Genomic DNA, 12503 nt, shown 5'->3' on the forward strand with positions numbered 1-12503 from the left:
CAAGTATTTTTTTTATTAGCTGATAGGAAAGCGCTGTAATTAAATCAAAGAAGCTGGCAAAACAGCAAAAGCAAACAATCCCTTAATATCTGAACACATGAAAAATCTATTTATATTATTCACAATTTTATTCAATGTTGCATTAGTTGCACAAACTCACGAAATCATTACGCATGACAACAAAAAAATGGATGTAAACTTCATCAAAATGGAGAATAATCTGGTTTATTTTGCAGTACCAGGCAGTAGTGAAGAAAAAAAAATCAGCCAATATGCCGTTGCTCAATTAAATGAAAAATCAGCTACCGATTCAAAACTAGTTTCGGAAAAAATCAATGTCCTTGCAAAATCAGATTATAAAAAAGTAATCGTCTTAAAAGACTTTCAGACAATTGGTCTAAAAAAATCCGGGGTCATCACTAGTTTTTATGGAAAAGCAAAAGGAGAAACTAATACCTCCTTTATACATGGAGGAGAAAAGCGATTAAAAGAGAATGCTGCTCGCAAAGGATATCCGTTTATTGTTATTCTATCCAATACACCTAACGATATAAAAGCAATTACTTATACGTATTAAGGAATCGTTTTTAAAAAGAAAATTTATACCATGCAAAAAAGCTGTAGTCCAAATTTTAGACAACAGCTTTTTTTAAATACACTCAATTCATTTTTTAATATGAAAAAGTAACTCCTGCTACTAAAAATTGCTTTCCAAATGGTTCTAAATTAGCTTTGTTTGATGCAGCATTATAGGTATAATTTAACCAAATAGGCATTGTTACGCTTTCACTTAATTTAATATCTTTTGATGCTTTGCACCCCAAGTTTACGAACGAAAGTTTATCATAATCACCAAAGGTATAATAGCCCGCTTTGTTATTAAGAACTGCTCCTACAACAGGAGACAAACTTATGCCCAAAGGAACTTCAAAACTATAGCCCACTTCCATGTAAGTAGTAAAATTTTGTTTGCCTTTTAAATCATTCTCATCTTTATATCTAAAATCATTCCCAGCAACCAAAGTACTCAGAGTAAACCAAATAGGCACTCCTTTTTCAGAAAAATCAAATAAAAACTGTAAATCAATAGATTGTGAACCATCATTTCCAAAATTAAAAAAATCATTAGAAACCCCTTCTTGTTTGTCTGTGGAAGGCCAATAATAATCTTGTAATGAAACGGTTAAATAATCAGTAACTGCGTAATTAATAACAAAATCTAACTCTCGATACCCTTTTGAAGCGCCATTTGCATCATAATATTGTTTTTTGAAATTATGAGTTGCCCACAAACCCAGAGAAAGTTTATCAGTTACATTATAATTTCCATACAACTGAACTACAGGATAATTTCCTCCCCAAGATTGTCCTCTCCAAATGTATCTACTGGCGATATCGAGATTTATATCCCATTTCTTTTCGGTTTTGGTTGTGTCTGAAACTTTTTCTTGAGCAAAAATTAAGGAACTGCTTAGCATTAATGCTAAAAAAACGATTAGATTTTTCATGTTTAAATTGGTTTTCATTATTAATTTGGATGGTTAGGTTAATCTATTTTTTAGGTTCTTAGCCTAAGTTCAAACTTCTTTAATAAAGATGTAAATTAGCATCTGTTATCTTCATGAATTCAATATTCTAATTAATTTCACACATAAAAACAGCTAGCATGTTTTTATTCAATAACTAAGGATTTCATATTCATAAATTCTTTGATTCCAACTTGAGATAATTCTCGCCCATAACCCGACTTTTTGATTCCTCCAAAAGGAACACGAGAATCAGAACGCACTAAAGAATTTACAAAAACATTTCCTGCTTCAATTTTTCTGGCTAGTTTATATGCCTTTTCTCGATCTTCTGTCCAAATTGCAGAAGCCAAGCCATAACGATGATTATTAGCGATAGCAATAGCATCATTTTCATCTTTAGCACGCACAATGGTGGCTAATGGCCCAAAAGTTTCTTCTTGGAAAGCAATATTATTAGAATCTACAAAATCTATTAATGTAGGCTGAAAATTACAATTTTCACGATCTCCTCCTACTATTAATTTCGCACCTTGTTGCAATGCTTTTTCTAATTGATGGCTTAGTTTTTCGGCCAAATCCAAACGAGCTAATGGTCCCATATTAATTCCATCTTGTACAGGATTTCCTTGACTTAAAACGCATACTTTTTGGGCAAAAAGAGCCGCAAATTCATCCGCTACTTTTTCGGTAACGATAAATCGTTTGGCACAAATACAAGCCTGGCCTGCATTGAGCATTCTGGATTGAGTGGCAACAGTCGCCGCTTTTTCAATATCGGCATCATTCAAAACTATGAATGCATCCGAACCACCCAATTCCATAACCGATTTTTTGATGTATTTCCCGGCTAATGATGCTACCGAAGAACCGGCCATTTCACTTCCTGTCAAGGTAACTCCATGAACAATATCCGAAGCAATTACTGCTTCTACCTGCGGTATATCAATTGTTATTTGTTGGAAAACTCCTTCTGGAAAACCGGCTTCCAAAAAGGCATTTTCTATAGCTTTGGCACAGCCTATAACATTTGGTGCATGTTTTAAAAGAGTTACATTTCCCGCCATAATTGTAGGAGCAGCATAACGCAACACCTGCCAAAAGGGATAATTCCAAGGCATAATTGCAAAAACGGCTCCCATTGGGTCGTAAACCGACATGCTTGTAAAAGGGGTGTCGTACTTTTCGTCTTTCAGCATTCTCTCAGCATTCTCGGCATAAAAATCGCAATTTCCTGCTGATTTTTCAACTTCAGAAATTCCTTCGGATAAAATTTTACCCATTTCATTAGTAATTAATAAACCCAACTCATCCTTCTTAGCTCTCAAAATGTTAGCCAGTTTTTTCATTTTATCTCCTCTTTCCTGAAAAGACGTATTTCGCCAATTTTTAAAAACTCTTTCTGACATTTCCAATTTCTGATTCAATTGTGCGTTCGTCAACACTTCATGCTCCGTGATGATTTCTCTTGAAAATGGATTTATTGATTTGAATATCATAATTTTTTTTGTTTAAAATTTAATGTTGTACGCTTAAAGTTCCTTGACAGAACTCCATTGCGACTGAACACTGAATACTTCGAACTGACCACTTTTTTAATGGTTTTCACTCAATTTCGTATTTGGATCCAAAGGCCAATACATCAAAACCGAACAATTACCGCTTCTGGGATCATCTAAATAATCGAATAAAGGTTCCACTAAAATAAAACCACATTTAGTTTGAGCGGTAACAGTGGGGTCAATAATTTCTCCTTTAATTAATTTATCACAATATTCAGCAATAGTCATTTGATCTTTAACATTATCAAACCCAATAGGCATTCCTGCGGTCATTTGCCCTTTGGTTCCCAATGCTCTAGCTACCTCCTGACGTGCATTGTAAATTTCTCTACCAATACCTTTTCCTTGATAATCCGGATGAACTGAAACGTCTAATCCGTAAAGCCATTCCGCTTTTGGATCGTGTGTTCCCAACCATAAATTATCCGAAATTTCCAAGAAAGTATGATTTCCTTCGTGGTAATTTTGCAGCAAAGTTGTTGTTGCGGCAATAACTCTATCGCCATCTAAAACAACCATTTGTCCTTCAGGAAAAATCTCCATGTGACGTATGTATTGTGCTTCAGTCATCAACTCTTCTTCAGACAAAGTTGGAAAAACAATTTTTTGAAGTTCAGCTTCTTGTTTGGCATATTCAGGAGTAGCTGTTCGCAAAATGTATTTACCTAAAATTTCTTTTTTCATATATTTATAATTAAATGATTGAAAGATTTAAAATTTAAAAAAGTAATAATATTTATGACTTTCGACTTTAAAAACATCTATGACATATTTCCATAACTGATCAATTTCAATTCCATGTATTCTTTCAACCCTTCAGAACCTGATTCATGACCGATTCCGCTACTTTTTATTCCTATGAAAGGCAATTCCGTTCCATGCGCCGCCCATTCATTGATTCCTACCATTCCAAATTCTAGGTTTTCCGCATAGAAATTAGCAGTCTTAATATGATTCGTAAACACATAAGAAGCCAAACCGTATTCGGTATCATTCGCCCATTCCAACACTTGTTCTTTAGTATCGAAAGGAATCACAATCATCAATGGTCCAAAAACCTCAGTTTTGATAAATTCTTGAGTTTGTCTGGCTTCAATCAAAGCCGGATGTACAAAAAATCCTTTTTCCGAAACTTCACCACCAATATGAATGGTTGCTCCATCGGCTTTGGCTTTTTCAATCATTGTCACAATATGCTTTTGCTGTGTTTTATTAATTAATGGTCCCACAAAATCAATAGCGCCACCATTAATTCCTGTTTTTAATTTCGAAATATCGTCTTTGACAATCGAAACAAATTGGCTAAAAATATTCGAATGCACATAAAAACGTTGGGGAGCCACACAAACCTGTCCGCAATTTCTTAGTTTGGCAACCAAGGATTGATGTGCAATTGCTTCCACATCTACATCTTTTTCTATAATTACTGGTGCGTTTCCGCCTAATTCAAGCGATAATTTAGTTGCTGTTTTAGAAGCGCCATCCATTAAAATTTTTCCTACTCTAGTGCTTCCAGTAAAACTTATTTTTTTCAATAAAGGATTTTCAATCATCTCTGTTCCTGTCGAAACCGGTTCGGTATTGATTAAGTTGAAAACACCTTTAGGAATTCCTGCTTCGTGTAAAGCTTTTGCCATATTAAAACTAGACAAAGGCGTAAACTCTGACCCTCTCATTACTACGCTACAGCCAGCAGCTAAAGCAGCTGCAACAGCACGAGCTGGATTGTAAGCTGGAAAATTCCAAGCAGTAATCACACCAACCACTCCTAAGGATTGATAAATGACCATGGAACGTTTGTCTATTCTGCTGGAAGGAATTACTCGACCATAACTGCGTTTTCCCTCTTCGGCAAACCACTCAAAAAGATTAGCCGAAACCAGCCATTCACCACGAGATTCGAGCATAGGTTTTCCTGTTTCCAGTGCTGTTTCCTTGGCGAAAACCTCTACATTTTCCCGCATGTAATTAGCTGCTTTTTTTAAAAATTCAGCTCTAAAATAAGGTGTCGTATTTTTCCATTCTTTAAAAGATGCTTCAGCTGCAACAATTGCTTTTTTGCAATCAGCAGCATTTCCAAAAGGAACTTTATCTAAAATTTCTTCGGTTGAAGGACTTTGTACATCCCAGGTTTTGCCATCTATGGCGTCGCACCATTCTCCGTTTATATATTGTTTTCTCATGACAGTATTTCTTTTATTGTTTCTTCTAAAATTGACAAGCCTTTTTCTAAAATTTCATCTTCTATAAATAAAGGACTTAATATTCTGATACAGTTTCCGTAAGCTCCAGAAGTGATTACAATCAATCCTTTCTCTAAACATTTATCCACAATGGCTTTCGTAGAAACACCATCAGACATTCCAGTTGTTGGATTCGAAAATTCGATGGCCAACATTGCTCCTAGGCCACGAACATCAGTAATGTTTTGTGGATACAAAGTCTGCCATTGAATGAATTTTTCTAGCACTAGCTTACCTACTTTTTCACCAGCGGCATTGATATTGTTTTTTTGCATGTAATTGATGCTCGCCAATGACGCGACACAACTCAACGGATTCCCTAAATAGGTTCCTCCAATAAGTCCTGGTTCAACGGCATCCATAATTTCCTGTTTTCCAATAACGGCACCAATAGGCATTCCGCCTCCCATAGATTTTGCCCAAGTTGACAAATCCGGAGTTACACCATAATGCTCATAAGATGCCCATTTTCCGGTACGACCAAAACCAGATTGCACCTCATCAAAAATCAATAAAATGTTGTTCTCAGTGCAGAATTTACGCAAATACTGCACGTATTTTTTAGATGCAACAGTAAAACCACCCTCACCTTGTACTAATTCCAAAATGATTGCAGCGGTTTGACTCACTGAAACGGTTGTTGAAAAAGTTTTATGCAACTTCATAATCATCAAATCATCGAATTCAGCTTTCGACATTCTTTTATTCATCGAAGGTTTGTAATACGGATATTCCAAACGATATACTTCAGGAGCATAAGGTCCCGCTCCTTCTTTATATTTTACATTTGAAGTTAAAGTCATCGCCATCATTGTACGTCCATGAAAAGAACCATCATAACATATAATCCCCGCTTTTCCGGTTACTGCACGAGCAATTTTGATCGCATTTTCTACTGATTCTGCACCGGATAAAGTCAACATTGCTTTTGTAGCTTCCCCGTGTGGCAATATCTCACATAACTTCTCGGTTAAGTCTAAATATTGCTCATAAACAGAAACATTAAATGAGGCATGAATGAATTTTTCGGCTTGTTTTTGAATCGCATCAATAATTTCAGGAACACCGTGACCGGCATTATTTACACCAATTCCTCCTGCGAAATCAATTAATTCTCTACCATCGGCATCAATGATTATGGCACCTTTAGCCGATTGAATGCTCGATGGATTAAAAATTCCTAAAGCGTTTGGAACACTTTTCTTTCTTCTTTCGTATAATTTGTCTGTATTATTCATTTTGCTTGCTTGCTTGATAATTTTGCTAATTCTAAATCGGGTTGCGCGAATTTGTAAATTTTCATATACATATTCGTTTTGGTGTCAAAAACACCTTCCATCGAATGAATTTTATCGCCTAATAATTCATTCAAATGCTCCATATCCCGACACATAATATTAGCTTCAATATCATAGTCCCCTGAAACAGAAGCCAAAAAACTAATCTCAGGCAACTTTCCTAATTCCTCAAAAATGGTTTTCATATATGATTTTGGTTTAACGGAAATCAAAACACTTGCATAAGCATTAAAACCAATTTTGTTAGGATCAACCCTTCCTATAATTTGCAAAGTCCCATCTTCAATCAAGTTAATATAACGGTGTCTAATGGTACTCACTGCCACATTAATTTCTTTAGAAATTTCAGTAAACGACATTCTCCCGTCTTTTTGAAGCAGCTTCAATATTTGGTAATCTAATTCATCATCTAATACACTCATCGTTTGTAGTTTTTCCTCACCCCAACTCTCTCCAAAGTAGAGGGAACCGAGTCTGAGAAAGTTGTTTTATATTTTTTTATATTTTAATTCTCCATTTACCCATGTTTCATTGACTTCAACGGTAGAAACATCGTCTAATTTAAACGGGTTTTTACTCAGTATAATAAAATCAGCATATTTCCCTACAGAAAGACTTCCTTTTATATTTTCTAAATGATCCGCAATCGCACTTCCTACAGTATAGGCATGCAATGCTTGCTCAAAAGTTATTTTCTGGCTTTCGCCAATGACAAAGCCATCCATCGCTTTTCGGGTAACCGCCGTTTCCATATTGAGCCAAGGATTTATTTCTTTCACCACAGGACCATCGGTCGATAAGGCCAAGTTAATTCCATTATCTAAAACCGTTTTACACGGATAAACTACATCCAATAATGCATCCGGCAAAGTACTTTTAAAATTATTTGCCAATTCGTAAATGAAGATGGGCTGCATCGCTGCAGTCATTTTCATATTTTTAAAATCTTTTATATTTTCATTCGATAAAAATCCAACATGCTCAATTCGGTGACGTAAACTAGGGTTGATTTTGAATAAATCTCGATACACTTTCAAAGTCAAATCAACCGCCTGATGACCAATGGCATGAGTTGCAACAGAAAATCCTTTATCAACAGCTTCTTTGGCCGTTTCGAAAAACTTGTCATAATCCAATCTCAAAACGCCTTTATATCCTTCGGTATTTTTGTAAGGAACATTCAAGGCAGCTGTAGCAGAACTCAAACCTCCATCAGAGAAAAACTTTACCGTTTTTATTTGCAAGAATTCCGATTCATATAATTCCGGTAAAACCTGAATTTCGTCACTACCATCCGGAATTCTAAGCGGAAAAACGTTCATTCTCACTTTCAACAATCCTTCTTGGTCCAATTTAATGTAAGCCGCCAATAATTCTTCATTTGCAGCCGGATCCGTCGCACTAGTAATTCCTAAACTCAACAAATACTTATGCCCTTCCAGAATCATGTTTTTATATTCGTCGAAAGTAAAGGCTGGAATGTTATTCATGATTAATCCCAAAGCTCTTTCAGTAAAAATACCTTGCAGACTTCCATCTTTATTTTTGCGAATTTCTCCTCCAAAAGGAATTTCCGTAGCTTCATCAACTTCTGAAATTGCCATGGCTATTGAATTGGCAATTCCAATGTGAGCACAAGTTCTAATTATAAAAACAGGTCGGTCAGAAATAATTTCGTCCAAATCTTCTTTGGTCGGCAATCGTTTTTCTTCGAGAATCATTTCATTGATTCCACGAGCCATAATCCATTCGGAACTTGGGTTTTTCTCAGCAAATTCTTTTAACAATCTTTTGAATTCCACTATAGATTTCACAGCCCGAACATCCAACATATACGTTCTAAGATGCCCAATTTTCCAAACATGAATATGCGCATCATTCAATCCCGGAACAATCGTTTGTCCGCTAAAATCAAATTCATTGGAAAAAGAACCAAATTGATTTCGCAATTCAGTTACACTTCCAGTGGCTTCAATATGGCCGAAATTATTAATTACCATGGAATCTGCTTTTGGAAAAGCAGCATCCATTGTAATAATATTGGCATTATATATCAGTTTAAAAGTCATAAAGTCTATTATTATAAAGTCTAATATCGAACTAGTCTTATGACTTTCGACTTTGAGACTTGCGTCTAAATTATTTTCTTTCGTTCAACACTTCTTGGATAGCATTTTCAATTACATCCAATCCTTCGTTCAATTGCTCATCAGTGATTACAATTGGTGGCAAGAAACGAATACAGTTCGTGTACAATCCTGCTCGAATTAATATTAATCCGTTAGCTACTGATTTTTTAATGACGGCCATGGCCATATCCATATCCGGTTCTTTGGTTTTTCTATCTTTTACAAATTCAACTACGAGCATGGCGCCCAAACCACGAACATCTCCGATACAAGGAAATTTTTCTTTCATGACTTCTAATCGCGTTCTGATGATCTCTCCCACATGAACTGATTTTGCCAAAAATTCTGGTGTGTTTATTTGTTTTACCGTTTCAAGAGCAGCAACCACAGCAATTGGACTTCCGGAATACGTTCCTCCCACACCACCTAAATGAGGAGCATCCATCATTTCTGCTTTTCCCGTTACTGCACTGATTGGCAATCCGGAACCTATAGATTTTGCCATTGTCACCATATCAGGAACTACTTCGCTGTGCTCGATAGAAAGGAATTTCCCTGTTCTTCCAGCTCCGGACTGAACCTCATCAGCAATAAAAACAATGCCATGTTCATCACAAACTTTTCTGATCTTTTCTAAGAAACGTTTTGGCACAGGAATAAAACCCCCTTCGCCTTGAACCGGTTCGATAATAATTGCTGCAACCGAAGAGGGATCTACGTGTGAAATTAAATTCTGGTCGAAACGCTCGATGCAAAAATCGATGTATTCTTCTTCAGTGAAGTTATCCGGTTTACGGTACACATTTGGAGAATGAAACCGATAGATATCTTGTGAATAACTACCAAATCCTCTTTTGAACAAAGCATATTTACTGGTCAAACTTAAGGTAAGTAATGTTCTCCCATGATATGCCCCTTCAAAGCAAATAACAGCTGGTCGCTTCGTATAATATCGTGCAATTTGGACTGCATTTTCTACTGCTTCAGATCCTGAACAAGCTAGTAAGGTTTTTTTAGGAAAATCTCCTGGTGTAATTTTATTAAGTAATTCTGCAAATTCTAAATACGGTTCGAATGTAGTGACTAGCGCTCCGGTATGAAGGTATTTATCCATTTGATCTTTTATGGCATCAACAACTGCTTTTGGTCGGTGTCCCAAATTTACCATCCCAATTCCTCCTGCAAAATCTATTAATTGATTTCCATCTACATCCCACACCAAAGCACCTTCCGCTTTTTCAACAACGACCTCAGTAGATTTTCCCAAACCAGCAGGCAAAGCAGCAGTTCTTCTTGCTAACATTTCTCTACTTTTTGGTCCAGGTATTTCTGATACTTTTTTAATTTGAGTTCCCATTTTTTTTAATTTTTAAAGGCAAAAGGCATTCGCCGATAGCCATTCATTCTTATTGATTAGTTTATTTTTGTTTTTTGGCGCAGGCCTAAATACTATAATTTTCGTCTACCGGAAGGTACATTAACATGCTTGCATATCCACAATCCGGATCATTAATATAGTTATACAAAGGTCGTATCCATCTAAATCCCGCTTTCCTTTGAGGGGTGATTGTAGGATCTGTATATTTATTAATTTGCAAAGCCAAACAATAGTCTTCAATAGTCATTTTATCTTTAAATCTTCCGTAACCAATGGTCATTCCGGCAATAATTTGCCCTTTTAACCCAAGGGTTTTACAGATTTCGGTTCGGGCTTTGTACATTTCTGTCGAAAGACCCAAACCTCGATATTCTGGCAAAATCCCCATATCGATTCCGTACAACCAATCGCCACGAGCAATTTGAACATTGGTAATCCATAAATTATCGGTTTCCTCCAGAAAAGTACTGTCATGTTCCGGAAAATCACATCTGAAGGCACTTGCAGAACCTACTAACTTCCCTTCTTTTTCAACTACTAATTGCCCTTCCGGGAAAACCTTAATATGATTTGCAAAATGATTTCTATTCATAATCTCTGATTCATGTAGTGAGGGATAACACTGCAACTGCACATATTCCATATGATCCGCATCAGACGGAACAGCATTCCTGATGAAAAACTGATTGTTTAATATGTTTTTATAAATCATAGGCAAAAAGTTTACATAATAAATCCACAGATAAAATACATCACAGCCGAAACTCCAAATATTATTAATTGATATGGAAATTGTGAAATACCATGTTTCATCATATCTACTTTACAGGATTGTGCGGTAAGAACTCTATTATCCGAGAAGAAACAGGCCGCTGCTCCCCAAACTGTTCCAGATACTAAAGCACCCTGAGAAAGCCAGAAATTAGCGCCTAATGAATGTGACAATAAGGCTGTCGTTGGCACTAAAATAGCGTATATTCCCCAATTAGACCCCGTTGCCCAACAGATCCATGAAACCAAAGCAAAAACAATAAAGGGTAAGGTCGATCTATTTAACCAGCTAATTCCTTGCAAGTGAGACGTTACAAATTCATTAAACCCTAAAGCATTTTGAACATCTTTTAACAAATAAGTAAAAGCTAAAACGGCTAATACAAAAGTGATCGTTTCCAGTCCCATTACAAAATGTCTGGAAATTTTATCAAATTTAATAACTCTAAAAATAAGAAAATAGAGATACGTAAAGACAACCGCAGTAGCAATTCCGCGTAAAGCATCAATACTTCCAAAAATCATATCAGACGAAAAAGTTAAACTTCCCCAATAATCCATATCATAAGGATAAGGGAAAATGGTACACCATACCAAAACAAGTAACGGCATGATAAAATAATATAATTTTCCAGCTTTTTTAGCAGGATTCTTTCTGATTTTTTCCTCTTTAGGTTCTGGAATGACTACTTCAGCCTCGGCATCTCTTATCCCTTTTAAATCTGGAACAACTTTAAATACCACTAAACCTCCCAAAATTAAGGAAATCCAAGCCGAAAAATTATAAGGAATTGTTCCTAAAAATGCTTGAATTGCACTTGGACTCACACTCACATCTCCAATATTTCCCAGGGCCGACAATTGAGTTCCGTAAAAAATAGTCCAGGTAGAAATAGGAAACACTACAGTCAAGGGCACACAAACAAAACTCAGAACCAAAGCTAATTTAGCTCTGGAAGCTCCAAACTTATCTGTTATTGGCCGCATCGTATTTCCCACAGACAAAGCACTTAAATAGTCATCCAAGAAAAAGAAAAAACTTAAAAAATAAGTCATGATAAGTGATTGTTGTTTCGTTTTTACATGATTTTCAGAATAGGTTGCAACTGCTCTTATTCCTCCAGAAGCAACTAATAATTGCACAAAAGCACCATATAAAATACAAACTAATATTACCCAAATTAAACCTTGATCATGCGCATCTCTTGATATCGAACTGAACAAACCATCAAACATATTTAAAGGAAAAATCATTCCTTTCCCCTCTGGAAAAAATTCTGTAGATCCTCCTTTTGATGCTAACAAAACAAAACCCAAAGCACATCCGATAATTAATGGCTCCAATGCTTTTCTGGTTATAATAGCAATCCCTAATACAGTAAATGCAGGAACTAAAGCATCCCAATTAATAAAATAACACAAGGCCGACAGGAATAACAAGGCAACTCCAATAATGGTTGAGATTGATTTCATTGATTTTATGGTTTGGTTAATAGAAAATAATATAAATTGGTTAATATTTAAACTCAAATTTGACATTAATAAAAAACCTAAATATTGTAAATAAATTAATTTATATATGTTTATTTTGTAAAT

Annotated in this window: 11 protein-coding genes; 1 reads left to right on the forward strand and 10 read right to left on the reverse strand. The window is 35.7% G+C overall.

The window, feature by feature from the left end; translation table 11 throughout:
- Window positions 1–97: 97 nt before the first annotated feature.
- Complete coding sequence (locus tag EKL99_RS10025) at window positions 98–577, forward strand: hypothetical protein (protein WP_126576881.1); 480 nt, start codon at window positions 98–100, stop codon at window positions 575–577.
- Window positions 578–671: 94 nt separating this feature from the next.
- Here EKL99_RS10025 and EKL99_RS10030 read toward each other — a convergent pair whose 3' ends face one another.
- The 10 genes from EKL99_RS10030 to EKL99_RS10075 all read right to left on the reverse strand — a co-directional run bounded on the left by EKL99_RS10030 (window position 672) and on the right by EKL99_RS10075 (window position 12380).
- The gene (locus EKL99_RS10030) at window positions 672–1508 is read right to left on the reverse strand and encodes a hypothetical protein (RefSeq protein ID WP_126515547.1); all 837 of its coding nucleotides are present in this window, start codon (window positions 1506–1508) and stop codon (window positions 672–674) included.
- A 164-nt stretch (window positions 1509–1672) separates the two neighbouring features.
- Entirely contained in the window at window positions 1673–3025 is a 1353-nt protein-coding gene (locus EKL99_RS10035; protein WP_126576882.1) for an NAD-dependent succinate-semialdehyde dehydrogenase, read from the reverse strand.
- A gap of 96 nt (window positions 3026–3121) precedes the next feature.
- Window positions 3122–3772, reverse strand: coding sequence for a GNAT family N-acetyltransferase (locus EKL99_RS10040; RefSeq protein ID WP_126515549.1), 651 nt, complete (start codon window positions 3770–3772; stop codon window positions 3122–3124).
- Window positions 3773–3849: 77 nt separating this feature from the next.
- On the reverse strand, window positions 3850–5271 hold the full coding sequence (locus EKL99_RS10045; protein ID WP_126576883.1) for an aldehyde dehydrogenase family protein: 1422 nt from the start codon (window positions 5269–5271) through the stop codon (window positions 3850–3852).
- Window positions 5268–6569 (reverse strand): aspartate aminotransferase family protein, encoded by a 1302-nt coding sequence (locus EKL99_RS10050; protein ID WP_126563909.1) that lies wholly within the window; start codon window positions 6567–6569, stop codon window positions 5268–5270. The genes EKL99_RS10045 and EKL99_RS10050 overlap by 4 nt, the downstream gene beginning before the upstream one ends.
- Entirely contained in the window at window positions 6566–7051 is a 486-nt protein-coding gene (locus EKL99_RS10055; protein ID WP_126515552.1) for an Lrp/AsnC family transcriptional regulator, read from the reverse strand. The genes EKL99_RS10050 and EKL99_RS10055 overlap by 4 nt, the downstream gene beginning before the upstream one ends.
- A 66-nt stretch (window positions 7052–7117) precedes the next feature.
- Window positions 7118–8698: an amidohydrolase gene (locus tag EKL99_RS10060; protein ID WP_126576884.1), complete on the reverse strand. Its 1581-nt coding sequence runs from the start codon at window positions 8696–8698 to the stop codon at window positions 7118–7120.
- Between the two features lie 70 nt (window positions 8699–8768).
- Window positions 8769–10115 (reverse strand): aspartate aminotransferase family protein, encoded by a 1347-nt coding sequence (locus EKL99_RS10065; protein ID WP_126563906.1) that lies wholly within the window; start codon window positions 10113–10115, stop codon window positions 8769–8771.
- A gap of 85 nt (window positions 10116–10200) precedes the next feature.
- The gene (locus EKL99_RS10070) at window positions 10201–10848 is read right to left on the reverse strand and encodes a GNAT family N-acetyltransferase (RefSeq protein ID WP_126563905.1); all 648 of its coding nucleotides are present in this window, start codon (window positions 10846–10848) and stop codon (window positions 10201–10203) included.
- A gap of 11 nt (window positions 10849–10859) precedes the next feature.
- Complete coding sequence (locus EKL99_RS10075) at window positions 10860–12380, reverse strand: Na+/H+ antiporter NhaC family protein (protein WP_197037231.1); 1521 nt, start codon at window positions 12378–12380, stop codon at window positions 10860–10862.
- Window positions 12381–12503 lie beyond the last annotated feature (123 nt).

It is taken from the genome of Flavobacterium sp. ZB4P23, assembly GCF_003970375.1.
Lineage (GTDB): Bacteria > Bacteroidota > Bacteroidia > Flavobacteriales > Flavobacteriaceae > Flavobacterium.

What these genes read in the sequence shown, in the direction of transcription:
- EKL99_RS10035 (WP_126576882.1), bottom strand. Translation starts at nt 3,025, where the DNA reads ATGATATTCAAATCAATAAATCCATTTTCAAGAGAAATCATCACGGAG.
- EKL99_RS10070 (WP_126563905.1), bottom strand. Translation starts at nt 10,848, where the DNA reads ATGATTTATAAAAACATATTAAACAATCAGTTTTTCATCAGGAATGCT.
- EKL99_RS10040 (WP_126515549.1), bottom strand. Translation starts at nt 3,772, where the DNA reads ATGAAAAAAGAAATTTTAGGTAAATACATTTTGCGAACAGCTACTCCT.
- EKL99_RS10025 (WP_126576881.1), top strand. Translation starts at nt 98, where the DNA reads ATGAAAAATCTATTTATATTATTCACAATTTTATTCAATGTTGCATTA.
- EKL99_RS10065 (WP_126563906.1), bottom strand. Translation starts at nt 10,115, where the DNA reads ATGGGAACTCAAATTAAAAAAGTATCAGAAATACCTGGACCAAAAAGT.
- EKL99_RS10075 (WP_197037231.1), bottom strand. Translation starts at nt 12,380, where the DNA reads ATGAAATCAATCTCAACCATTATTGGAGTTGCCTTGTTATTCCTGTCG.
- EKL99_RS10050 (WP_126563909.1), bottom strand. Translation starts at nt 6,569, where the DNA reads ATGAATAATACAGACAAATTATACGAAAGAAGAAAGAAAAGTGTTCCA.
- EKL99_RS10030 (WP_126515547.1), bottom strand. Translation starts at nt 1,508, where the DNA reads ATGAAAAATCTAATCGTTTTTTTAGCATTAATGCTAAGCAGTTCCTTA.
- EKL99_RS10055 (WP_126515552.1), bottom strand. Translation starts at nt 7,051, where the DNA reads ATGAGTGTATTAGATGATGAATTAGATTACCAAATATTGAAGCTGCTT.
- EKL99_RS10060 (WP_126576884.1), bottom strand. Translation starts at nt 8,698, where the DNA reads ATGACTTTTAAACTGATATATAATGCCAATATTATTACAATGGATGCT.
- EKL99_RS10045 (WP_126576883.1), bottom strand. Translation starts at nt 5,271, where the DNA reads ATGAGAAAACAATATATAAACGGAGAATGGTGCGACGCCATAGATGGC.